Source organism: Enterococcus sp. DIV1420a, from assembly GCF_051712165.1.
Classification (GTDB): Bacteria; Bacillota; Bacilli; order Lactobacillales; family Enterococcaceae; genus Enterococcus; species Enterococcus faecalis.
On sequence record NZ_JBIOOI010000002.1, the window covers coordinates 1,324,375 to 1,348,492 of the forward strand.

The 24,118-nt window shown below is 37.0% G+C and carries 19 protein-coding genes and 1 pseudogene; 1 reads left to right on the top strand and 19 read right to left on the bottom strand.

From position 1 onward, the window contains the following. Nucleotides 1-36: 36 nt before the first annotated feature. The 4 genes from IGI80_RS17705 to obgE all read right to left on the bottom strand — a co-directional run bounded on the left by IGI80_RS17705 (nt 37) and on the right by obgE (nt 3,883). Entirely contained in the window at nt 37-582 is a 546-nt protein-coding gene (locus IGI80_RS17705) for a TetR/AcrR family transcriptional regulator (RefSeq protein ID WP_002365644.1), read from the bottom strand. A 218-nt stretch (nt 583-800) separates the two neighbouring features. Beyond that, entirely contained in the window at nt 801-2,099 is a 1,299-nt protein-coding gene (locus tag IGI80_RS17710; RefSeq protein ID WP_002363934.1) for a PTS sugar transporter subunit IIC, read from the bottom strand. 26 nt (nt 2,100-2,125) lie between these two features. Continuing rightward, nucleotides 2,126-2,428 carry a hypothetical protein gene (locus tag IGI80_RS17715; RefSeq protein WP_002374891.1) on the bottom strand — a complete coding sequence of 101 codons (303 nt, stop codon included), beginning with the start codon at nt 2,426-2,428 and terminating at the stop codon, nt 2,126-2,128. A gap of 138 nt (nt 2,429-2,566) precedes the next feature. After that, on the bottom strand, nt 2,567-3,883 hold the full coding sequence (gene obgE, locus IGI80_RS17720) for a GTPase ObgE (protein WP_002384537.1): 1,317 nt from the start codon (nt 3,881-3,883) through the stop codon (nt 2,567-2,569). Nucleotides 3,884-4,170: 287 nt separating this feature from the next. Between obgE and gap the strand changes: the two are divergent. After that, nucleotides 4,171-5,180, top strand: a pseudogene (gap, locus tag IGI80_RS17725) (type I glyceraldehyde-3-phosphate dehydrogenase). 50 nt (nt 5,181-5,230) lie between these two features. Here gap and fur read toward each other — a convergent pair. The 15 genes from fur to IGI80_RS17800 form a co-directional block, all read right to left on the bottom strand. After that, nucleotides 5,231-5,680, bottom strand: coding sequence for a ferric iron uptake transcriptional regulator (fur, locus tag IGI80_RS17730; RefSeq protein ID WP_002357640.1), 450 nt, complete (start codon nt 5,678-5,680; stop codon nt 5,231-5,233). A 115-nt stretch (nt 5,681-5,795) separates the two neighbouring features. Continuing rightward, nucleotides 5,796-6,677, bottom strand: coding sequence for a CvfB family protein (locus IGI80_RS17735; RefSeq protein WP_002361792.1), 882 nt, complete (start codon nt 6,675-6,677; stop codon nt 5,796-5,798). Between the two features lie 73 nt (nt 6,678-6,750). Continuing rightward, the gene (locus IGI80_RS17740; protein WP_438724226.1) at nt 6,751-8,826 is read right to left on the bottom strand and encodes a cell division site-positioning protein MapZ family protein; all 2,076 of its coding nucleotides are present in this window, start codon (nt 8,824-8,826) and stop codon (nt 6,751-6,753) included. Between the two features lie 151 nt (nt 8,827-8,977). Next, nucleotides 8,978-10,084 carry an RNA polymerase sigma factor RpoD gene (gene rpoD, locus IGI80_RS17745; protein WP_002360364.1) on the bottom strand — a complete coding sequence of 369 codons (1,107 nt, stop codon included), beginning with the start codon at nt 10,082-10,084 and terminating at the stop codon, nt 8,978-8,980. Nucleotides 10,085-10,191: 107 nt separating this feature from the next. Next, nucleotides 10,192-12,078 carry a DNA primase gene (gene dnaG / locus IGI80_RS17750; protein ID WP_002361790.1) on the bottom strand — a complete coding sequence of 629 codons (1,887 nt, stop codon included), beginning with the start codon at nt 12,076-12,078 and terminating at the stop codon, nt 10,192-10,194. A gap of 316 nt (nt 12,079-12,394) precedes the next feature. Further along, entirely contained in the window at nt 12,395-14,731 is a 2,337-nt protein-coding gene (locus tag IGI80_RS17755) for a cation-translocating P-type ATPase (protein WP_002357645.1), read from the bottom strand. A gap of 128 nt (nt 14,732-14,859) precedes the next feature. After that, on the bottom strand, nt 14,860-15,477 hold the full coding sequence (locus IGI80_RS17760) for a lysozyme family protein (protein ID WP_002357646.1): 618 nt from the start codon (nt 15,475-15,477) through the stop codon (nt 14,860-14,862). A gap of 290 nt (nt 15,478-15,767) precedes the next feature. Further along, nucleotides 15,768-16,457, bottom strand: coding sequence for a D-allulose 6-phosphate 3-epimerase (gene alsE, locus IGI80_RS17765; protein ID WP_002369425.1), 690 nt, complete (start codon nt 16,455-16,457; stop codon nt 15,768-15,770). 137 nt (nt 16,458-16,594) lie between these two features. Next, nucleotides 16,595-17,695, bottom strand: a complete 1,101-nt coding sequence (locus IGI80_RS17770; RefSeq protein ID WP_010819984.1) for a PTS fructose transporter subunit IIC — start codon at nt 17,693-17,695, stop codon at nt 16,595-16,597. A gap of 109 nt (nt 17,696-17,804) precedes the next feature. Continuing rightward, entirely contained in the window at nt 17,805-18,254 is a 450-nt protein-coding gene (locus IGI80_RS17775; protein WP_002365638.1) for a PTS sugar transporter subunit IIA, read from the bottom strand. A 19-nt stretch (nt 18,255-18,273) separates the two neighbouring features. Beyond that, nucleotides 18,274-18,591, bottom strand: a complete 318-nt coding sequence (locus tag IGI80_RS17780; protein ID WP_002357651.1) for a PTS fructose transporter subunit IIB — start codon at nt 18,589-18,591, stop codon at nt 18,274-18,276. Next, entirely contained in the window at nt 18,591-19,043 is a 453-nt protein-coding gene (locus IGI80_RS17785; protein WP_010709411.1) for a PTS sugar transporter subunit IIA, read from the bottom strand. The genes IGI80_RS17780 and IGI80_RS17785 overlap by 1 nt, the downstream gene beginning before the upstream one ends. After that, complete coding sequence (locus IGI80_RS17790) at nt 19,033-20,514, bottom strand: BglG family transcription antiterminator (RefSeq protein ID WP_016615008.1); 1,482 nt, start codon at nt 20,512-20,514, stop codon at nt 19,033-19,035. Before IGI80_RS17790 ends, IGI80_RS17785 begins: the two co-directional genes overlap by 11 nt. A 240-nt stretch (nt 20,515-20,754) precedes the next feature. Further along, a complete protein-coding gene (nagE, locus tag IGI80_RS17795; RefSeq protein ID WP_002371849.1) occupies nt 20,755-22,752 on the bottom strand; it encodes an N-acetylglucosamine-specific PTS transporter subunit IIBC in 1,998 nt (665 codons plus the stop codon). A 36-nt stretch (nt 22,753-22,788) separates the two neighbouring features. Beyond that, nucleotides 22,789-23,622 carry a PRD domain-containing protein gene (locus tag IGI80_RS17800; RefSeq protein WP_002357655.1) on the bottom strand — a complete coding sequence of 278 codons (834 nt, stop codon included), beginning with the start codon at nt 23,620-23,622 and terminating at the stop codon, nt 22,789-22,791. Between the last annotated feature and the right edge of the window lie 496 nt (nt 23,623-24,118).

Genomic DNA, 24,118 nt, shown 5'->3' on the forward strand with positions numbered 1-24,118 from the left:
GTCGTATTTTTGTTATTTTGAATAAATAACAAAACACTACTCTTCTATCAATAATTGACTTAATAATTGAATTTCTTGATTCTTAGTTAAGTCAATTGTTTTCATTGTAACCGCTGTGGCTAAACCTAAATAGATTACCACCATTTTAGGAAATAATTCGACAAATTTTCCTTTGTCCATTTGTACATATTTTTTATCCAATAATAAACGCTCTTCAAAAAAAGTTTGAAGCATTTGCTGCAATTCTTCTTCATAACCATGTGCTTTCATAAATAACGCCGTATAGATTTTTTGATGTTTTTGGGCAAATAATATAAAGTTCAGACCCAATGCAATCACTGGGTCTGAGGCACCGACATCTGCTTTATAAAATAATTGCATACGATGAAATAACGATTTAATTAAGGTTCGTTTTAAATCGTCCATGTTGACAAATTCTAAATAAATTGGCTGCGTAGAAATCCCCATAGCATCTGCAATATTTCTAGCAGTTAAATTAGAAAAACCTTTATCTACTAAAATTTTTTCAGCTACGTTTAAGATTTTTTCCTTTGTATATACCTTCGTTCTAACCATTTTCATACCCCTTTTCTCTTTTAGTTAACAATAACTTTATTATGTTCACACAAAAGAAAACCATTTTCATTATATATATAATATTTTACACTTTTTTATGCGTTTCTTTTCTCAAAATTTTCTATACATTTCAAAAAAATTGAGAATTTTCATCGCCTATAAACAAATAGGTCCAGAACAAAAGGTCATCACCTTTTGTTCTGGACACTAAACGGCTGCACTCTTTATTCTTCTATTTGTTTGCCTTGTTCTTTGGCAAGCTCATTTTTATCATAAGCTACAAAGAACGGATAGTAAATCAAGATGGCCACTAGAATTAAAACAATATTCAAAACAGCAGCACGCCAATCGCCGCCTGTCGCCATAAAGGCGCCAATTGGTCCTGGTAAGGTCCAAGGAGCGGTAAAGACAACTTCACTTACTAAACCTAATTTTGTGGCAAACCAAGCAATCGTTGCTAAAACCATTGGTGCAAAGATAAAAGGAATCATTAAAATAGGATTTAAGACAATCGGTACACCGAAAATAACTGGCTCATTAATATTAAAAATAGACGGTGCTAAAATAGCTTTTCCTAGTTTTGAACCATATTCTGATTTTGCCCGAAAGGCTAATAATATGGCTAAACCAATTGTGGCTCCGGCACCACCAATCCAAATGAACCATTGGTAAAAAGGTTCTGCCGCAATCCGAGGTAATGCTTCGCCAGCTGCTTTAGCAGTCGTGTTTTCCTCTAATAGTTGTAGCCATAGAGGACGCGCCAACGATCCTACGATTGAAGCGCCGTGAATCCCAAAGAACCAGAAAAATGTGGTTAAAAAGACCAACAGCAAGACACTCAATAAAGAGTCCGCTGCTTGAACTAGTGGTCCTACTAAGTTCCCTACAAATGTGTGCCAATCAAAGCCTAAATAATAAGTGATTGAACCAATCAATAACATGACAATTAACGTCGGAGTCAACGATTCAAATGAACGAGCAACAGCAGGTGGAACGTTATCAGGCATTGTAATTTTGAACTTAGACTTATCTGTCACTCGATAGATTTCGACAGCAATAATTGACGTCACAATCCCGACAAACATCCCTGCACCACCCAAATTAGCCATTGGTAAAACAAACCCAGAAACGCCAGCTGCTTTACTGGCTTCTTCAGGAATCGCTACAGGTACTAATGTTAATAAAAAAGCAATCGTAGCCAAAATCCCTCCAGAGACTTGATCAAGATTATATGATTTCGCTAAACTAGCGCCAATGCCAAAAGTCGCATATAACGCCATAATGTACATTGTCATTCGGTAAGGCAATAAGATTGTAGCAGCATTACTTGTTAAAAATTGAGTAATGCCCCAAGATTCTGGTAACGGCGGAAACGCAATAATTAGAAAAAAAGAACCGACAATAATTAAAGGTAATGTCGCAATAATCCCATCCCGCACCGCACGTAAATGGCGCTGATTGGCAATTTTAGCCATTGGTCCAGCTAGATGATTTTCAATCCAAACAGTCAGTTTATCTAACATAAATAACACTCTCCTCTGTTTTTCTCTTAAAAAATAACTCCTTTAATCAGCCATAAATAAGAGATAAGCTCTAATAAAATAAGAGAAATTAAAAACAACCAAATAAAACGCTTACAAAAACCTGTTTTCGTTTCAATAAAATAATGACTATACGCTAACGCAAAAGCAATCCCAACAGGCAAAAAAATCATGGCACCAATATTAAACGGCAGACTGAAAGTCCATAATAAAACACTCGGCAACAGGACACCACATAAGAACCCCATACTAAAAAGAAAACCGGCACTTTTAACTGAAAACTTAGGAACCATTGCTTGATTGTTTTCCATTTCAATTTCGCTCCTTTCGTTTGTTATTTTGTTACATTTAAAATTATAAGCTATTAAAAATATTATTTCAATCTATTCGCTAATTTAATACTAATTTTAAAATAAAAAACCAGTTCACTGAGTGAACTGGTTTTATGCTTATTCGACAAATTCAAATTCAAAATTACCAATCCGAACAATGTCGCCATCTTTCGCGCCACGTGCTCGTAATGCCTCATCGACACCCATACCACGTAATTGACGTGCAAAACGCATTACTGTTTCATCATGATCGAAATTCGTCATTTCAAATAATTTTTCTAATTTTTCACCAGATAAAACCCATGAAGCATCTGGTTCACGATCAATCGTAAATTCTGGACCTTCTGGTTGGAAGCCATAACGAACGGTTTCTTCCTCTACCACTTCATCTTCATATAATGGGAATTCAGGCGTTACTTCCAACAAGTCAGCTGTTGCATTTAATAAAGGTTCAATACCTTTACGAGTAACCCCAGAGATTGGGAAAATAGGTAGCTCATCAGCATACTCATCGGTGCGTTCCTTCGCAAGTTGCTCTTTAAATTTCGCTAAATTCTCTTCTGCTTCAGGCATGTCCATTTTATTGGCAACAATAATTTGAGGTCGCTCCATCAAACGTAAATTGTGTGAAGCCAATTCTTTATTGATTGCCAAATAATCTTCATAAGGATCGCGTCCTTCCATGCCACTCATATCAATGACATGTAAAATAACACGCGTCCGTTCAATGTGGCGTAAGAACTGTGTTCCTAAGCCGACACCTTGAGAAGCTCCTTCAATTAAGCCTGGCAAATCTGCTGCAGCGAAGCTTCGACCGTCACTAGTAGTCACCATCCCTAAGTTTGGAACTAACGTCGTAAAATGATAGGCACCAATTTTCGGACGAGCGGACGAGATAACAGAGAGTAACGTTGATTTCCCTACAGAAGGAAACCCAACTAAACCAACATCTGCTAAGACTTTTAATTCTAATTCGATTTTACGTTCTTGACCCGGTTCGCCGTTTTCGGCAATTTCTGGTGCAGGGTTTCTTGGGGAAGCAAAGCGAATATTCCCACGACCACCGCGTCCGCCTTTCGCTACTACTAAGGTCTGACCATTCTCAATTAAATCCCCAATTAAGGCTCCGGTTTCTGCATCACGAACTGTTGTACCTGGTGGAACTTTGACAAGTAAATCTTCTGAACCACGACCGTGCATTCCTTTACTCATACCATTTTCTCCAGGTGTCGCCTTAAAATGACGATTAAACCGGAAATCCATTAATGTGCGTAATCCTTCTTCAACAACTAAAACAACGTCGCCACCGCGACCGCCATCACCACCAGCGGGACCCCCGTCTGGTACATATTTTTCTCTACGGAAAGCAACCATTCCGTCGCCGCCTTTACCAGCTTTGACATCAATCGTCACTTGATCTAAAAACATGGACATATAATTTGTCCTCCTATTCTACTTCTACTATCTTTAATCACCTCAAAAAGCGTGATTCGAAAGTCTTTATTATTGTATCGGGAAAACAACCGTTTGTCTAGCAATTCTAGTTAGTTATCGTTGGAAAAAGCAAAATTTCTCATGAATCTTTCGCTTTCTTTTTGTCGCTTCGCTATCAGTCTTTTGACAAAAAAATTTTAGAGGTTCATACTATAGATAGTTGAAGAAAATCACTTTTTCAGCAAGGGTCCAAAGAAACACAAACATCTAAAGGAGGAATTTTTGTTATGACAGTCAAAGTAGGAATTAACGGTTTTGGAAGAATTGGTCGTTTAGCCTTTCGCCGAATAAAAGAAGTTTCTGATGATATTGAAGTTGTGGCTATCAATGATTTGACTAGCCCAACAATGTTGGCTCACTTATTACAATTTGACTCTACGCATGGCACCTATCCTGGCACCGTGACAGCCACTGAAAATGGCATTGTGGTTGACGGCGAAGAAACCCGTGTCTACGCAGAACCAGATGCAAGTAAAATCCCTTGGGTTAAAGAAAACGGAGTAGACATTGTCCTTGAATGTACAGGTTTTTATACCTCTGAAGAAAAAGCACAAGCTCATTTAGATGCAGGTGTGAAACGTGTGGTTATCTCTGCTCCTGCAGGCGCAATGAAAACAATCGTTTACAACGTCAATGATGATACACTTGATGCCAACGATAAAATCATTTCTGCTGGTTCATGTACGACAAACTGTCTAGCACCGATGGCTTACTTCTTAAATAATGAATTCGGTATTGAAGTTGGTACCATGACAACTGTCCATGCCTACACATCAACACAAATGCTATTAGATGGCCCTGTTCGTGGCGGAAATCTTCGTGCGGCACGCTCTGCTGCAGACAATACTATTCCCATTCAACTGGTGCTGCTAAAGCAATTGGCTTAGTTATTCCAGAACTTAATGGAAAATTACAAGGCCATGCCCAACGTGTTCCCGTTGTGGATGGATCCTTAACAGAATTAGTTAGCATTTTAAAAACAAAAGTAACAGCTGATCAAGTAAATGAAGCAATGAAAAAACACACCATTGATAACCCTTCTTTCGGTTATGATGATCGTGAAATTGTTTCTGGAGACATAATCGGCACGACAGAAGGTTCGATTTTTGACCCAACGCAAACAGAAGTAACGACAGCTGGCGATTTCCAATTAGTGAAAACTGTGGCTTGGTATGACAATGAATATGGTTTTACTTGCCAAATGATTCGCTTATTGGAAAAATTCGCTAATTTATAATTCCAATGAATAAAAAACTGCCTTGCATAAATTAATGCAAGGCAGTTTTTTTAATGTTTACTTTGACAACTTTGACAAATACCATGAAAAGTTAAGCGATGATCTTTGACTAAAAAATGATACCGACTTTCAACAATTTGCTCTACTTCACCAAGCAAGTCTTCTTCCACTTCCTCAATTGTGCCACATTCTAAGCATAACAAATGGTGGTGAAAGTGTTTGGCGCCTTCTTTTCTTAAATCATAGCGAGCTAAACCATCGTTAAAGCTCACTTTATCAACGACTTTTAAGTCTGTTAAAATTTCTAGCGTTCGATAGACTGTTGCTAGACCAATTTCCGGACTTTTTTGTTTTACCAAGAAGTAAATTTCTTCTGCTGATAAATGATCTTTTTCATTTTCCAATAATACAAGTACGGTTGCTTCCCGTTGTGGTGTTAATTTAAAGCCTGATTCATGTAATTGTTTTTTTGTCTTTTTTAAAGCAGCAGTCGAATCCATTATTACAGCTCCTTGTTTAGAATGATTACAAATTAAGAAACTTAATTTATCAATCAAATTAAAATAATTATAAAAGAAATAACTGTAATTTGCAAGATATTCTCAATTAGCTACCTTAATTTTTTTCTTTTGATTGTTCCAACGAGCCAATTAGAATTGTTTTACCATCTTCTTGTTTAATTAATTTTTGTTTCATTAAATGGCCTAAGGCGCGTTTAAATTGAGCTTTACTAATGCCAAAGGTTTGTTTAATTTCATCAGGGCTTGATTTATCGGTGAAAGGAATTTGGTGATCGTTTGCTCTTTCTAAGAAAGTTAGAATCATTAACGCATCATCGCTGATTACTTCATGACTTCTTGGTTTTAATGAAAGATTCAATACGCCGTCCGGCCGCACGCCAATCACACGTCCCACTACTTTTTCACCTAAACGTGGTTCCTGGAATCGTTCAGAAGGATGGATAAATCCAATGTATAAATCATCAGTTAAAATATACGTTCCTGCAAGTTTCAGACGATACACATGCCCGGTTAAGTTTTGGTTTTGCATTTCAGCATTCCCGCGTTTTGCCATTGCTTTAAAGACTTTTTCATCTGCTAATTCGCCCCAAATGCGGTCTTTACTGTCCACTTTTAAAGTAACCATTACTCGGTCTTCTTTTTTAGGCCAAAGTTCCCGCATAGTTGGTAATTCATCCAACGAAATAACGACATCTTTATCTGGTAAGCCAACATCCACAAAGACACCTAAATCACGTCTCGTTCCTGTGACAGTACCAAAGCCATAGCTACCAATGCGCACAGTAGGAATTGTAGTTGTCAGTGCTGGCTCTTGTTTTTGATTTAAATAACCAAAGCCTTCTACAGCCTCTCCTATGGCATGCGTACCTTCTTCTTTTTTTAAACGGAATGTGATGCCATTTTTTTGAACAAAATAAAATTGTTCATTTTCATCGACCACAATGCCGGTAAATGTTGTTGCTAGTAATTCTCTCATTTATCATTAACTCCTCAAGGAAAATCAATCGAACAAAAGATTTCCGCTTTTGTTCGATTGTTTCTATTTTCTTTTATTGCCCTGCATTACGAGAAGCGTTCCCTTTGAACCAACCTGTTTTAGCATTGATTGTAACTAAATACATGTGAACATTTTTCTCTGTAGTGCCTTCTAATAATTTTGATTGATTGTTTGTTGCATAAAGATTGTAGTAACCTTCGCCATTCACAATTTTGGCAGGTTCTAAAGAATATCCGCCAGGAACCACATAGCCACGAGCAATCACTGTGTCTAAGACTTTTTCTTTCACACCTGGTGCCCATGTCCACGCTGGATTGCTACTATCAGCGATATCGGCAGCATCTGGCGCATAAAGCGGACTAGTGTAAACCCCGTCACTGTTCGGCGCCGTGTAGCCATTCGCTTCTGTTTTTGCTGTTTCTTCCTTCTTAGCGTTCTCTTTTTTCGCGGCAGCAGCTTGTTTCGCTTGTTCTTCTGCTTGTTTTGCTTGCTCTGCGGCAGCTTGTTCTTCTGCAATTCTTTTCTGTTCTTCTTCAACCTTGGTTAACGCTTGGTCAGCTGTCGTGACTTGTTTGACCAATTCTTTTTTCAGCTTATCACTTGTTACTTTATCTACTTCTGCCTTAGCAGCTTGATACGTGTCTCGATTCAGCTGATTGGTAGTTTTTCCATCTTTATAAATGACCTCAACCGCTTTTTTAGCTTTTTGTAATTGGTTGTATTGTTGGTTCGCTTGATCGATTGCTTGGTTCATCAATTGGTCAAATGGATCATTTCCTGTTAATTTCTTTACGGAAATTGGTTGATCAGCAGCTAAAATCGCCGGTTTCAACTCATTGCCATTGACAATCGGCGCCTCAAATAATTGGTTGATTTGTTGAATGGTTTGTTGCTTCTCTTTCAATGTTTGAATTTGTTTATTTAATTGAGAATACTCTTCTGAATCTTTAATTTCCGCGACTTGTTTTAAGAGTTTTTCTGGACTAACAGTCACCATATCGGGTTTAATAAAAACTTGCTCCTTCGTGGTATAAAAGGCTGCTAGTTCATCTTTCAGCGTATCTGTTTTCTTGGTTAGTGCCGCCGCCTCTTGCGCGGCAGCTTTTTGCGTTTGATCATGATACGCCCAAGCACTACCTCCAGCTAATAAAACAACCGCAAGCGCAACGAAAACTACTTTTTTTGATGGTTTCTTCGGAGCAGGCGCTGGTTGAGCATTCCCAGTTTCATTCATCGGTGGTATCACACCTGAATCTGAAACTTTTTCCTCGGTTGCATCAGCGTCGCTCGGTGCCTCTAGCGACGCTGCACTTGTTAACCCTTCTTCAGAATCTGAAATGGATTCAGTTGGTGTTTCGGCTTGGGTTAATACTGCCTCACCGCTGGTTTCTAACTCTTGGGTCTCTGCTGTTTCTTCTGATGGATTTTCAGACATTTCTGTATCTGCTCGATGCGCTTGAATATAAGCTTGCAAAGTTTCGTTTGGTGTTACATCTTGATCTTCTATCGGTGGTTGTGAAAAAATTTCTTCTTCAGAAGTGGTAGAGATAACTTCAGTTCCTGAAATCTCTGTTAAAGCTTCCTCTTCTGACTTCACCGTCTCAGATACCTCAGCTGTTTCTGCTTCAACAGTAGTTGTTTCTTCCGTTGTTTCTTCTGTTGTTTCCTCTAAATTAACTGCTTCGTCCGTTGCTAGTTTTTCTTCTGTTGAATGAGTAGGCGTCTCTTCTGTCGCTGGTATCGACTCCTCCACCGAATCATGAGTCTCCTCACTAGCCCCTTCTTGAAGCGATGCTTCTAGACCAGAAACATCCTCTGAATCAGAGACTATTAAGTTATCTTCTGTCGACTCTTCTTTTTTGTCATCATTACTTTCTTCTTCTGGTGATTCGCCAAACAGTTCCATCACATGGCCTAAGCTCATATCTTTTAACTCAGACCACTCAATATTCTCATTTAATTGATCTTCGTGTTCTTCATTTTCCTGTGTTTCAAAATCTATATTTGTTGAAGTCGTTTCCGCTTCTTCTTTATCAACTGTTGTGTCAGTTAGTGAATAGCCACATGTTGGGCAGGTCGTTAATTCTGCATCGAATTCGTTCCCGCACTTCGGACATTTTTTTGTCATTCTTCCGCCTCACATTCTGCTAATATTCCATTACTTCTAATTTACCACAACTTGCGCCTTCTTCCAATAACTAGCAATGACATTTAGAGACTTTTTAAAAATCAAAAGCGGCTCTTCTCGCATGCACGAAAAGAGCCGCTAAACGGTATGTTTATTCTAAAAAGTCTTTTAATTGTTTTGAACGAGAAGGATGTCTTAGTTTTCTTAACGCTTTTGCTTCAATTTGACGAATACGTTCACGAGTGACACCGAAAACTTTTCCGACTTCTTCTAGCGTACGTGTCCGACCATCATCTAAACCAAAACGTAAACGTAAAACATTTTCTTCACGGTCTGTTAAAGTATCCAGAACATCTTCTAGTTGTTCTTTTAACAATTCGTAAGCTGCATGTTCAGCAGGACTGGTAGCATCTTGGTCTTCAATGAAATCACCTAAATGTGAATCATCTTCTTCACCAATTGGTGTTTCTAAAGAGACTGGCTCTTGTGCGATTTTTAGGATTTCACGAACTTTTTCTGTTGGTAAATCCATTTCCGCACCAATTTCTTCTGGCGTTGGTTCTCTACCTAAATCTTGCAATAGTTGGCGTTGAATCCGAATCAATTTATTGATTGTCTCAACCATGTGAACAGGAATTCGAATCGTTCTAGCTTGGTCCGCAATTGCCCGCGTAATCGCTTGACGAATCCACCAAGTAGCATACGTAGAGAATTTGAACCCTTTACGGTAGTCAAATTTTTCAACAGCTTTCATTAAGCCCATATTACCTTCTTGAATTAAATCTAAGAATTGCATACCACGACCTACATATCGTTTGGCAATTGAAACAACCAAACGTAAGTTGGCTTCTGCTAAACGTTGTTTTGCTTCTTGATCGCCTTCTTCAATTTTAAGTGCCAATTCAACTTCTTCTGCGGCAGTTAACAATTGAACGCGCCCAATTTCTTTTAGGTACATACGCACGGGATCATTAATTTTAACACCTGTTGGCGCAGATAAGTCTTCTGCTTGGGCCTTTTCCGCTTCTTTTTCATCTTTTTTCAAGCTATGTTCACTTGGGTCTCCATTTTCATCGACCACGCTGATACCAGCATCTTCAACTTTTTGGATCAATTTTTCCATAGCTTCTGCATCCAAAGTATACGGTGTGGCTAATTGATTCGCTAAATCATCATAAACCACTGTTCCTTTAGGCTTGTTTTCTTTGATAAATGCTGCCACTGCAGCTTCATATTTTTTACTTGTTTCTTTTTCCATGAAAGAAGGCCCCCTTCATTTTTCGGTTCACGCTTGAAATAACTGATAAATCACTGGGACTTATCAAAATAAAATGAACAAAACGCTTAGTTCTATTCATTTATTGCTTAAGTAAATGTTCGTTGAGCTTTAAGCTGTCGAGCCAATTGGATAATCTCCATTGTTAATTCGGCTTCAAGCTGTTGGTTGCCCACTCGTTTTGCTTCTTGCTGTTGAATCTTTTTCTGCTCAATTGCCTCTGCAATACTTGATAAGGCAATTACATGTAATAAATCGGCAACTTCTCGCTCAGAGCTTTCTTCCGATAAATTCTGATACGCAATTTCAATTGCTAATTGTTTGGTTTGATTATCTTGCAAAAAATTAATAAAATCGGCAATGTCGAAACTTTGATGCAGTGTCGCATAACTTTCTAGCAAGAAATATAATTCTTGGTATTCATCATGAGCGAATGAAAAATCTGGCAATTGTTGAATGGTTTGCCGTACTCCTTGTTCATTCATTAAACGAAATAATAAAGAACGTTCTGCTTTTTGAACTTGGGTTAACGGTAACTTGTTCTGGACGTGATTCTCTTCAAAAACAGGTTCTTCCATTGGTGGTGGCATCATTTCATCTTGATAAAATTGTTGCCTTTCTTGCCGTTGGACTGAACGTTGCTCTTGCTTCAATTGATTGAATTGCTCTTCCAAACTATGAACAGAAAGTTGAAATTCCTGAGCAATTTGGTTTAAATAACGATCACGTTCCAAGGGAGATTGAACATTGGTTAACTCCCGTAACAATTCGTTCACATAATCCAATTGTTCTTTTTCGTTATTCATGTTTCTAGTTAACCGATGATAATTCATTTTAAAACTAAAAACTGTTTCTCGGCCATGATTGGCTAAATTTTGAAAAGCTTCTGCGCCATATTTCCGCACATATTCATCAGGATCCAGCTTTTCAGGGATGCTGACAATACTCAAGTCAAAATGACTGTTTTCTTGCAATAATTGAATCGCACGGTTTGTGGCTTGAACACCGGCATTATCGCCATCGTAACAAATAACTACTTCCTTAGCGACCCGTTCCAAACGCCGAATTTGTTCATTGGTCAAGCTAGTCCCCATTGAAGCCACCCCACTTTTTACGCCTGATTGCCAAGCAGCGATAACATCCATGAATCCTTCAAAAAGCAAGACCGTATTTTCTTTACGAATTTCTTTTCTGGCTCTATCAAAGTTAAACAGCGTTTCTCGCTTATTAAAAAGTGTTGTTTCAGGACTATTCAAGTATTTAGGCATCTCATCCCCTGGAAAATCAGCTGTTTTTAACAAGCGACCAGAAAAGGCGATGACATTGCCTTGGGGATCATTAATTGGAAACATGATTCGTTGATAGAAACGATCCAAAAACGTACCGTTATCTCTTTGGACAAACAGCCCAGAAGGCTCAAAAAGCGTTTCATCCAGTTGTTCGTTTTTAAAAACTTGACTTAAGAAATCACGTTTTTGCGGCGCAAATCCAATTTGAAAGGTCTCAATTAGTTCTTGTGTTAACCCCCGCTCTAATAAATAGTTTAATGCGGGTTCGCCAATTTTAGTATTCACTAAAATATGATGGTAAAGTTCTGCGGCTTTACTATGCAGTTGTAACAAACTCCGTCTTTGTTGGTTTTCTGGGGTATCCGCTACTTCACGCGGCTCTGACCAATCAAAGTCCACAGATAAATGTTCCAAATCTGCAACACGTTTCACGGATTCTGGAAAACTAATGCCTTCAATTTCTTGCAAGAAATTAAAAACAGTTCCACCTTTCCCGCAGCCAAAACAGTGAAAAATTTGTTTGTCTTCTGCTACTGAAAATGAAGGGGAACGTTCTTCGTGAAACGGACATAAACCCATATAATTTTTACCGGATTTTTTTAACTGGACATACTGCCCAATAATATCTACTATATTCGTTCGGTGACGAACTTCCTCAATGACTTCCTGAGGAATGCGTTGTGCCATTGTCCTCACCTCCTAAGAATAGCATTGTGCTAACTCATGTGATTGACCGTTTAAAAAACGCACTGTCATTTCAGTGCGAATTCCAATGGACACATTTACACATGATTTATTGTATCACATAATCTCTGTTTTTCAAGTATCTTGTTTCAACTCAACAAAAAAAGAAAGTATCTAGGACAAAAGTCATCCTGACTCCTGCCCCAGACACTAACTCTTAAAATAATCAGTTAAACATCAAACTTGCTCCGACTTCCTTCAAGATTTAAAGAAGAACTGCATTTCTGGAGACGAATGCTTTTAGCTCAACCTCTGCTTTTTATAAATCTTTAATTGTTTTTCCAGCACGTTTCATTTGTACGAAACCAATTGTTACACGCACTACAATATTAATGGCCATCATAATAAAGAAGAGACCCATTGTTTGCGAAGTTAAGAAACCAATTTCTAAAATGTTGTGGAATAACATAGCTGCTACATAAATACCAATAATGGTACTGAAAACCAAGAAAATGCGTAATGGATTTAAAGGCAGACATGCTCGAACAACAGCCATACAGCTAATTCCGACTAATAAATAATACATTAACGTCGTGGTGTCTAAAGAAGAAAATCCTTGATTTTGTCCAATCAGATAAACAGCAATGATATTCGCTACAACTAAAAGCGCATTAACAGACGCATTTTTCAAAGCCGTTGGTAAAAACTTCCCGACAACTTTTCGTTTGTCCCCTTCGAAAGATAAGAAGAAGGCTGGATACCCTTCAATTGCTAAATCAATCAAGGTCACTTGAATCGGAATGAACGGGAACGCAATGGCCGTTAAGGCACAAATGATTGAGAGAATAAACGAATAAATCGTTTTAATGAAGAAAACACTGGAAACTCTGGTTACATTATTTACCACACGTCGTCCTTCAAACAAGACATCTGGTAACGTTGTAAAATCAGAATCTAGCAAAACTAGATTAGAAATTTGCCGAGTAGCGCCATCTCCCTCTGCCATGGCGATACTACAATCCGCTTCTCGTAACGCTAAAACATCGTTAACGCCATCGCCGGTCATCGCCACCACATGCTCTGTGTCTTTCAACTCACGTACAATGGTTCGTTTTTGCTGAGGCGATACACGTCCGAACACTGTGTATTGCTGAACTGCTTCACGCACTTCTGCTTCTGTCGTTTTGGTCGACAAATCAATATAAGACTCATAACCGGGTAGCCCAGCACGACGAGCAATATTTGAAACAGTCACCGGATTATCACCAGAAATTACTTTTAAGTCGATTCCTTCTTCTTTTAGATAAGCCAGTGTTTCTTTGGCATTTTGGCGAATTGGATCATCAATTTCTAGAATTGCTAATGGCTCTAAGTAAGGCATTTTGGTTTCGTTTAACGGTTGTTGTTCCGCAATGGCTAACATCAAGACGCGATACCCATTCTCTTGTGCTGTAAAAACAGCTTCTGGCAACCGACTATCGTCTACCAAACGCTCAGGAGCCCCTAAATAAACTGTCCCAATTTCTGGAAATTCAATAGCCCCCCATTTTCGTTCAGAAGAAAAAGCCAAGACTTCTTTTGCGCCAAATCGATTGGATACTTCATAATGATCACGAATTGCTTGCATTGTAATATTATTATCCGTACTTTCAGATAGGTAGCTTCCGATAATCTGTGGGAAGAGTTCTTCATATTTGTCATGCAAGATAATCGCCTTTTGCACTTTCATTTTACCTTCTGTAATCGTTCCAGTTTTATCTAAACACAAAGTGTCCACATGGGCCAATGTTTCAATTGAGTACATATCTTGTACTAGAATACGTTTTTTGGCTAACTTAATGACACCTGTTGTCAGCGCAATACTAATTAATAGTACTAATCCTTTTGGTAACATCCCTAACAAAGCAGCTGCAGAAGCAACAACAGATGTTTTAATGCCAGCATCTCTTAGCCAAAAAGCTTCAACAAATAAAATAATCCCTAGAGGAATAATCACCCAACTTGTAAATTTAGAGACTTTACGAATCGAATTGACTAACTCTGATTGAATTGGTTTATGCACTTTAGCTTCTTGGGTGATTTTCACAGCATAGTTTTCGGCACCAACGTGGATAACACGGGCATAGGCTTGTCCGCTAACAATGAAACTTCCAGAAAGCAAGGTATCGCCGATTTCCTTTTCAATTAAATCTGATTCACCTGTTAACAACGCTTCATTCGCTTCGACTTTACCGTCAATAACTTCCATATCAGAAGGAACTTGTTCCCCTGCAGAGATAATAACAATATCTTCCATAACTAGTTCTTTTGTATCAATTTCTTGTTGTACGCCATTTCGAACAACATGAACATTTTCTTTTGCCACAATAGATAATTTTTGAACTAAATTACGGGCATGAATTTCTTGGAAAATCCCGATTGACATGTTCACAATAATAATCGCTAAGAAAGCCAGATTGGAATACGCTCCGACAAATAGTAAACAAACAGCGATTGCAAAGTTTAAAAAGTTGAATAACGTCATGACGTTATCAAAAATAATATCTTTTGTAGATTTTGCTACATTTTCCTCATAATTATTTTGAAGGCCTAACTCTTTCTGCTTGGCAACTTCTTCTGTACTTAACCCTTTTTTCAGGTCGACTTTATTCAACATCCAGCTCTTTCCCTACCTTTTCAATTAATCAGTTACATCCCTTCTAGTTTACTTGCATTTTCATGAAACTGCAAGAAAAGCCTAAAAAATTCCTGTAAGTTGAAAGAATTCTTTAGACTTTTCTCGTTTTAATTTAACTTTTCAATAAACCAACGATTCATTTTGACAATTTCCGCATAGAACATATTGCCACCATTTTGATAAAGGTAACCACCATTGTAAACTAACGCTTGCCAACGATAATAACGATATTTCGTATTTTGGTCATTCCCTAGCAACGGTGAAAGGACTTCTCTTGAATATTCTTCTGCTAACTCTGTCGTGTGTTTCCCGCCGCGTTCTTTAACAAACTGAATATAATCCAGTCCATAATTATATGCTTGTACGCCTGTCCACTCATCACAGCCAGCTTCTTTTGCTTTCGCTAACGCTTCCGCGAGAAATTTTACGCCATGCGCGATACTTTCTTCTGGTGTTTCAATCACTTCTTGTTGTCCATAAACACTTTCACTGCTCTGCATAATATCGCCAGATTTCCCTTTAGATTCTGTATAGATAATCGCTAAAGCTAATGTTTTGTATTCAGGTATTTTATTTTTTTTGACTTCTGCTTCTACTTGTTTTTCAAAGGTCATTACCGTTTCAACATTTTGATGTATTTTATAGCCAAGATAGCCAAGACCAGCAACTAAACCAACAAACAAAAGTAGCATGATTTTATAAATTATTTTTCTTACTCTACGCATCGAATCATCCAAACTTTTTCTTTTAAGATACGTTCTATGTTACTTGAAATAACTGAAAAAAGCGAAGTTTTTGTTACTTCTTTAGTTTTATTTAATAAAAGTAACTTTTTTGTGAACAAACCGTAACTTCGCAAGATTGAACGTTTTCACCTAGAATAGAATAACAAGTAATTTTGTTCTATTGGCGCTTATTTATTGCATCAAAAAAGCCCAGATAAGAATGAACAAAATTCTTTTCTAGGCTTGGCTTTATACAACTTATCTATTCTTTTAACAAACAGTCAAATGTTTTATGGAATTTTTTTCCCAGTCATTTCTTCATAGTCTCTACTCATCATTCTCCAAGCTTTTTCAATATCTTCATTCAATCCAAACAATCCGCTTCTACCAACAATATAAATATCAGGTCCTGCAGCATCAATTCGCTTAAATGAATTTCTATTCGATGAGCCGTCCATTTCAATTACATAACGATACCCTTTTTCTTCACGTAAATTACGAAGAGCAACAATTTTATCAAGTGTTCCTTCAATAAATCGCTGGCCAGCAAAGCCTGGATCAACGGTCATGATTGTGATTTTATCCAACAATTCAATATATGGAAAGATTGATTCAATAGGCGTTTCGGGATTAAGGACGATCCCTGCTTTAAGATTAGCATTGTGAATTTGGTCAATTAGGCGAAATGCTAGACCATCTAAAACCTCTGCATGCATACAAATCCATTCACATTTGATATCTACTAGTTGTTGTACCCAAAAGCTTGGATTCGTAACCATTAAATGGGCAGATACTGGGAGCTTCGAAATTTTTCTTAACTCCTCAATAAACCACGGAGATAGCGTGATATTTGGCACATAGTGACCATCCATAATGTCTATGTGATACGAAGCAACATGATCATTCAAAAAGGTGATTTGTTGTTTAAACTTGTCCAAATCCATCGTCATTAGTGACGGAGAAAATTCAACTTTGTTCATTCTAATTTTCAACTCTTTCTATCTGATTATTTGGTTGATGTTTTTGAAAATTTTTCTAACTCGTTATATTCAGACGTTGACACATCTCTGACAGGCAATATAAATTGCATTAATTTTGTTGCGCTTTTTCATTTTGTTTAGAAAATCTGAATATCTTCCAAGTTTATCTCCTCTTCTTCTTTTTCTACTAAAGCTTCCATATCTTTCTCAGTTATATCTTTCTTAATAATAGCTAAAACTAAACCGGTAACCACAGCGTTTACAACAATTGCAATAATGCCAGCCAGCGGTTTACTCATTGTTGGAATCATTAAAACACCGCCAAATGGAACTGTCGCATCTGCCCCTAAGATCATTGTTGTTGCGCCACCCACGAAGCCGCCAATCGCTGTAGCAATGACTCCTCGGACAATATCATTCATAACTAAAGGAATAACACCTTCAACAATGTTAATCACGCCCATTGGTACGGCAGACTTTAACGTTTCAACTTCTAGTTTTGTATAAATATTTTTTCTAAATAATTTAGCAAAGAAGAAAGCTAATCCAAAGCCTATTGGCGTTGCTGTATTTACTAATTGCAATGCTGTAATTGGTCCATTAAGTCCTTCCGCTTGCATTGTCAAAACAAAGGCAAAAACAGTTTTGTTAATGGGTCCGCCATAGTCTATACCACTTAATAAACCAATTACACCACCAAAAATTAATAATGACGAGTTACCTAAGCTATCTAAAAAGTTCGTTAATAATGAAGTAAATGCCGTTATTGGGGTCCCGATAATATATACCATGATTAATCCACCAGTAATTGAGGTTAAAAATGGAATAATTAATGTTGGCATTAACCCTCTCGCCCAGTTTGGTAATTTCACATATTTTAAAATAGCTAATACAAGATATCCTGCCAAGTAACCACCTAAGATACCACCAATAAAGCCAGCGCCAACTGCATTCGCAGTTAAACCAATAATAAAGCCCGGAGCAATTCCAGGTTTACCAGCGATTGAAAAGGAAATGCCAGTAGATATAACAACCGGCAGTAAGCCTAAGCCAGCGCCACCCATAGTAGCTAAAGCATCCCAAAGCGAAAATTCACCTGGCACCAAGGTTCCTTGACTTGAGCCACCAAACCCCATACCAATTGCAATTAAAAAGCCAGCGCCACAGACAATTGGAATTAAATATGAGATTGCTGTTAATAAATGACCTTTAAGATTTAACTCTTTTAGTTTTTTCATTTTTATCCTCCTAAACATTGTTCTTTTCATTTTATTTTCTATTTAAAAAAATTACTGTTGTGGATTCTTCTGTAGAAAATATCCACAATATGCTGTCTCAGTAATTTCATTAAGAGAATGCCTTCACTACATCCTCTGGCGATTTTGATTGAAGGAATTCTCTCACTACTTCATCATTTCCGAGTTTTCTGGCAAACAATGATAATAGTTTAAGATGGCTAGTTGTTTCTTTATGATCATTACCCACAGCAAAAAGAATGATTCCTTTTACGCCATTATCATCTAAAGATTCCCAAGGAATTTCTGTACTATTAATACCAATGGCCACGCCTATTTTTTTTACATACGCACTTTTGCCATGTGGAATGGCTAGATAGTTTCCGATGCCTGTTTGGCCTTCCGCCTCTCTATCATAGATATCTTTTATAAAACCTTTTTCCTCTGAAATATTGCCATTTTCAAGCAAAAGATTGGCTAATTCTTTTAACGCTTCCTCTTTTGTATTTACATTCATATTCGTTTTAACGGTTTTTAAGTCAATGATATCCTTTACTTCCATTACAATTCCTCCTAGAAGATTACTTTTCTTGTGTCATAACTTCTTCTGCTTTTTCAATTAGTTTAGTGGGTGATTTTACAGCAACTTCTGTAGGTACTTGAATGATTCGTTTCCCATCAAAACGCTCTCTTCCAGAAATTTTTACATCAATGGCTAATATAACAATGTCCGCTTCCTTAATTTGTTCATCCGTTAGTTTGTTTTCAATCCCAATGGTCCCTTGTGTTTCTACATGGATCTCAACTCCTGCTTTTTTTGCAGCGTTCTCCAATTTTTCTTGTGCGATATATGTGTGAGCAATTCCTACTGTGCAGGCTGCTACGCCGACTATCTTCATTATTTTTCCTCCTCAAATTTTTCTATAATTTTATAAAAATCTGTTTCTGTTTTTAAACGCAACAACTTTTCTAAGAAGTCTTCATTTGCTAATTTTCTAGTAAATCGACTGATTTCTTTTTTTACTTTTAACTGTTCATTTTCTTTTAGTAAAATGACAATAATTAATTTCACTTGCTTAATGTCTGCCGTCCATTCTTGGATTTCTGTTTTTAAGCCAATCAGATATATTTCACTTTTTTTCAAGAGTGCATTCTCTAAATGTGGCAAGACAACTTGCTCTGCAATCTGATTACTTCCCATCTTCTCACGATTTACCAAAGATTCCTCAATCTGCTTTTTTTCTTCGAGCGTTAACAAAGGTGCTGCTGTTTCTGCAATGAATTGATATACTTGCTGTTTTGAAAGAAGTTCTTGGTTTAGGAAAACTTGGTATAAAGGATTAACGTTCATGATAGATTTCCTCAACTTTTCTTTGTAATCGATACTGATCATCCATTGTAAACATGGCACTTACCAACAATGATTTAATGGGGACCTTTTCCTGTAAATGAATCGTTGTAAGAATCAATTCAATATCAGAATAATCTTTTAATGATTTCTTTATATTTCGTGTGGCAATAATTTCAACAATTTGTAATTCAGGGAATTTCTTTTCAACTTTTACTCTCAATAGTTCTGAAGTTCCAATTCCAGTGGTACACATAATCAAAGTACGAATAGGTAACTGATTGGTTTCAATCATTCGCGCAAAATACAATGTAATAAACCCATTCTCATCTTCGTTTATAGCCGGCAGTTGATAGTTTTTACTTACTTGCTTAGAAACTTGCACAATTTTTCTGAAAATTGTTTCATACGTCATTTTTATTTGATCCAATAAACTATTCTTAACATGTATGCCGTTTTCAAGACGATTTATCATTGGTTTTATATGACTAGCCAATTCAAGAAGTAGCTGATCATTATCAGTTAAAATTTTTAGTTGTGCACTCATTTCCTCTAAATAAAATTGAGTAATTTGCATTACTTTGAAAGAAAAATTAGTTACTTTACTAAACGAACCTTGCATCCTAGAAGAAACTAAATATTGATATAAGTAATAAATTTCAACGTTAGGCAGTCTCTTATTTAAATAAGTTTCAATCTGTTGAATCGTTGTTTGCGCGACCTTTTTGAGTACTAAGTCCTTTGTTAATTCTTGTTCTTCTTCGTTAGATAATTGGTATTTTTCAGAAATAGCTACTTTTCGTGAACGACTAATTAAGATATAAAGATGCGAAAAGATGTTTACGTTATATGGATGTGGAATAGTAATATCCAGTTTTTTTTCAATGTTCCTGACTTGATCTAACGTAAAAAGGACATCATAATTATTAAAATTTAATGCTTTGTTGTTTCGAAGATCCTCAATATCGATAATGTTCAACAGTTGTATTCTATCGGAAATGGCTTTCCTGATAGCTCTTTCCTCACCGATAATTGCCAACGTTCGATTTTTCCGTTTGAGTGTTAAATCATATTTCTTTAAATCTTCGGATAATTGTTGTTCATCGCTAAATATCACAGAATCGCCAACATAATATCTTGCAAATAATTCATAAACATTTTTAGCTTGTGGAGAAGCTAACAACAATTCCTCCAGAATTCGATTGCGTCTTTCCCTTGGCGAAAAATCACTTTCTTTTTCGACTAAATGTCGATTCTGTTCCATAAATCGTTCATAGTCTAGCTTGTATCCTCGTCCTTTCTCAGATAATATGAGTGAACCTTCTGAAAATTCATCGTTAATTTTTTTTATCAAACGATAAACTGTCTTAGGAGAAGTACTTAGGCAGTTTGCCAATTCTTCTGCAGTCATATAATCTTGTTTTTTTGAGAGAAGTAACAACAATTTTTGTCCACGTTCTTTTTTCGAACTCATAGCAACCCCTCCTTGATATATTTATTATAATCCATATAAAAGAAAACGCTTCCTTGTTTTCTGTCCGTTACATTGGCCATTTTTGTGAGTGGTTAAAGTGTTCAATTATGCGAAACTTTCTAAGGCTATTTATAAATAAAAATCTGCAGAGCAAGCGATTTTGAATTACTGGCTCTACAGACACTAATACTTTCAAAGAATACAAAAAAGGGCTGCCTTACGGCTAGCCCTTTTTTACTTTTATTTTACGGTAACATTTCCGATTACATCATTCATTGAAGTCGTTTGACCTGCTTTTTGTAAATCGTATTGAGCAACAATATCTTGATTTGTGAAAACAACAATTAAATCTGATTTTTTGCCAGCTTGTTCTAATGCCGCTAAATCAATGGTTGCAATTTTATCGCCTTGTTTTACAACTTGGCCTTCTTCAACATGTAATGTAAATGGTCCACCTTGTAACTCAACAGTATCTAGACCCATGTGTAATAATACTTCAATGCCTGAATCTGTTTGGATACCTAACGCATGTTTTGTTGGGAAAATGCTAGTAATTTTACCAGCAACGGGTGTTGAAACTTCGCCGTCTGTTGGTACGACAGCAAAACCGTCACCCATCATTTTTGCTGAGAAAACATCATCTGGTACTTCAGAAATAGGAATAACTTTCCCATTCGCTACAGAATATAATTCAGTTTCTTTCGTTGAAACTGGTGCTTTTTCTTCAACAACTGATTGAGAAACAGGTGTTTCTTTGACTGGTGTTGCTGGCGCTTGGTGGTTATATAATCGTTGCATTTCGTCAGCAACAAATTGTACTTCCGTACCAACGATCACTTGGATATTGGTGTCATCAATGACTTTCACACCAGGAACCCCAGTTGCTTTAATTTTTGCTTGATCCACTTTGCCTGTATCTTTCACTGTTAAGCGTAAACGAGTTGTACAGTTATCAATAGAAGTTACATTAGCATCAGCGCCTAAACCATCATAAATACGACGAGCTAGAGAAGCAAATTTGTTGTCACCTTCTGCAACATCTGGCGTTTCTTCGCCATCGCCTTCTTCACGTCCTGGTGTCATTAAGTTAAACTTAGTGATTGCAAAACGGAAACCGAAGTAGTAAATTGCTGCAAAGACAAGTCCTTGAACCACCAACATCATTGGATGATTCGCGACTGGGTTTTTCAAACTTAAGAAGAAGTCTACAAAACCTGCACTAAAGGCAAAGCCAGCTGTCCAATGCATAAACGCAGCGAATGCTAAAGAAATACCTGTAAAGACTGCATGTAAAACATATAAAGGCCAAGCAACGAACATAAATGAGAATTCTAAAGGTTCAGTAACGCCTGTAAAGAAAGCCGCAAAACCAGCAGCTAACATTAATGAAGCTGTAACTTTTTTCTTCTCAGGACGCGCACATTGATAAATAGCAAACGCGCCTGCTGGTAAACCAAACATCATTACTGGGAAGAAACCAGCTTGATACATCCCTGTTTGTCCTACAATTGCTTTACCAGTATCTAACGCTTGTTGACCAGCTAAAAAGTTCCCAATATCATTGATACCAGCAACATCAAACCAGAAAACAGAATTCAAGGCATGGTGTAAGCCTGTTGGAATTAATAGTCGGTTAAAGAAACCATACAAGCCAGCTCCTACGAAACCTAAGCTAGAGATTCCTTTACCAAAAGCAACTAATCCGTTATAAACAACTGGCCAGAAGAAGAATAAGACAGCTGAGATTGCTAACATCGAAATAGCTGACATAATAGGAACTAAACGTTTTCCACTAAAGAATGATAAAGCCATTGGCAATTTCACACCAGAGAAACGATTATACATTGCCGCAGCAACTAAACCAGCGACAATCCCGACAAAGACATTGTTGTCCATGCTGTTGAAGGCTGGGTTTACTTCAGCAATATCCTTGAAGCCTTTAATGGCTTGGATAGAAGCAGGCGCTAAAACAGTTTTTGGCACTAAATAAGCGACTAAACCAGCTAATGCTGCCGATCCATCTTTATCTTTTGACATTCCTAACGCTAAACCAACCGCAAATAATAATGCTAAGTTGTTTAAGATAGCCAAACCACCATTCATTAGAAAAGTTGTGGCTGGACTAGCGCCGATTGTTCCCACGATCCAGTTAGCAATACCGACTAATAAAGAAGCCGCCGGTAATACAGCAACTGGTAACATTAACGAACGTCCCATTCTTTGCATATACGCTTTCATTATACGTAACTCCTCACATAAACTATTTAATTTTTATTATTTGGTCATTCTTAATCGTTCAATGTGAATCGATAAATAACCAAGTTCTTCATTTGGTACTTGATAATGAAAATTTCTCATTAATAAGACTTGTACTTTTTTTGAGATTTCATAGCTTTCAGCATACTTTTTCTTTACGACTTCCAAAATTTCTTCATCTAAAACAGCGTATTGATTTTGTTGGAAGCGATGAATAAACAAACGTAAATGATTCACCAAACGTGAATAACTGAGACTATTTTTATCATCATGAATATCAATAGCCAATTCCTGCTCGATTAAATGAATAATTTCAGAAACGATTGTAACTTCACGGATACTTTTACTATTATCAGTACGCCCGCTACGAGCACTATGGATATGAATTGCAATATACCCCGCTTCATCATAACTAAATGGAATCTCTAAGGTTTGTGTTAAATATTCTACAGCCCATTGAGCAATAGCAAATTCTTCACTATATAAAATCTCAATTTCACTTAAAAGCTTGTTCCGAACAATAATATTATTTTGAATATTTTCAGCTGCAAAAGCAATGTGATCACTCAACCCAATATTAATATGTTCATTCAACTTTTCACCCAATACCGTTTCAGCATGTTGGATAATTTCTTCACTCGCTAAAAAGTATTTGTCTTCGATTTGTGATAGCAATACTTGAAGTTTTTTCAGTCCTTCTGGCTCCATCACAAACATCCGCTCCACCAATTGTCGAGATAAGACATCATTTTTAGTCTTATTAAACCCGACGCCTTTACCGACAGCTACTTTCTCCTGTCCTTCGTCAAGAACAAGTACAGCATTTTGATTTAGCACCTTTTTAATTTTCATAAATGACCCTCTTCTGCAGAAGTAATTCTAACATTTTCAGTGAAAACAACAAAAAAAGCATAGAACAATCCCGTTAAACATGTTGCGTAACCATTGTACACCACATTGTATTACGAAATTCTTCCATGCCTAGTATTATCTAGTCACATGAAAACGCTATTCATTTGTTAACAGTGCTTATTCTAACGAGTATCATTATTTTTGTCAACCTTTTTCAATTATTTTTTTATTAATTGTTGACTATTAACAAAAAAGAAGCTCTTATCGGGAAGAGGTCGGGACAGAAGTGTTTAATTCCGAGAACCAAGTAGGTACTGTTCAACATCTATTTGCTTTGCAAATAGTGTTTCTCAGCAATAAGAAGGAATTTCCGAAAATTGTCATAAAACACAACGAGGAACGAGTTGATGTTGCATGATACCTACCCGGTGTTCTTTAATTTTTGGAGACCAAGTAGGTATTGTTCATCATCGAATCACTACGTTCTTCGTGATTC

Bases quoted from the DNA above. Each gene is read 5' to 3' on its own strand.
- rpoD (WP_002360364.1), bottom strand. From the start codon at position 10,084: ATGGAAAAAGAAACAAGTAAAAAATATGAAGCTGCAGTGGCAGCATTT.
- IGI80_RS17740 (WP_438724226.1), bottom strand. From the start codon at position 8,826: ATGACAAAAAAATGTCCGAAGTGCGGGAACGAATTCGATGCAGAATTA.
- IGI80_RS17780 (WP_002357651.1), bottom strand. From the start codon at position 18,591: ATGAAGATAGTCGGCGTAGCAGCCTGCACAGTAGGAATTGCTCACACA.
- IGI80_RS17735 (WP_002361792.1), bottom strand. From the start codon at position 6,677: ATGAGAGAATTACTAGCAACAACATTTACCGGCATTGTGGTCGATGAA.
- IGI80_RS17755 (WP_002357645.1), bottom strand. From the start codon at position 14,731: ATGTTGAATAAAGTCGACCTGAAAAAAGGGTTAAGTACAGAAGAAGTT.
- IGI80_RS17710 (WP_002363934.1), bottom strand. From the start codon at position 2,099: ATGTTAGATAAACTGACTGTTTGGATTGAAAATCATCTAGCTGGACCA.
- fur (WP_002357640.1), bottom strand. From the start codon at position 5,680: ATGGATTCGACTGCTGCTTTAAAAAAGACAAAAAAACAATTACATGAA.
- nagE (WP_002371849.1), bottom strand. From the start codon at position 22,752: ATGAAAGCGTATATGCAAAGAATGGGACGTTCGTTAATGTTACCAGTT.
- IGI80_RS17775 (WP_002365638.1), bottom strand. From the start codon at position 18,254: ATGGAAGTAAAGGATATCATTGACTTAAAAACCGTTAAAACGAATATG.
- IGI80_RS17760 (WP_002357646.1), bottom strand. From the start codon at position 15,477: ATGCGTAGAGTAAGAAAAATAATTTATAAAATCATGCTACTTTTGTTT.
- dnaG (WP_002361790.1), bottom strand. From the start codon at position 12,078: ATGGCACAACGCATTCCTCAGGAAGTCATTGAGGAAGTTCGTCACCGA.
- IGI80_RS17715 (WP_002374891.1), bottom strand. From the start codon at position 2,428: ATGGAAAACAATCAAGCAATGGTTCCTAAGTTTTCAGTTAAAAGTGCC.
- IGI80_RS17785 (WP_010709411.1), bottom strand. From the start codon at position 19,043: ATGAACGTTAATCCTTTATACCAAGTTTTCCTAAACCAAGAACTTCTT.
- IGI80_RS17705 (WP_002365644.1), bottom strand. From the start codon at position 582: ATGAAAATGGTTAGAACGAAGGTATATACAAAGGAAAAAATCTTAAAC.
- IGI80_RS17770 (WP_010819984.1), bottom strand. From the start codon at position 17,695: ATGAAAAAACTAAAAGAGTTAAATCTTAAAGGTCATTTATTAACAGCA.
- alsE (WP_002369425.1), bottom strand. From the start codon at position 16,457: ATGAACAAAGTTGAATTTTCTCCGTCACTAATGACGATGGATTTGGAC.
- obgE (WP_002384537.1), bottom strand. From the start codon at position 3,883: ATGTCCATGTTTTTAGATCAAGTGACGATTGATGTCAAAGCTGGTAAA.
- IGI80_RS17790 (WP_016615008.1), bottom strand. From the start codon at position 20,514: ATGAGTTCGAAAAAAGAACGTGGACAAAAATTGTTGTTACTTCTCTCA.
- IGI80_RS17800 (WP_002357655.1), bottom strand. From the start codon at position 23,622: ATGAAAATTAAAAAGGTGCTAAATCAAAATGCTGTACTTGTTCTTGAC.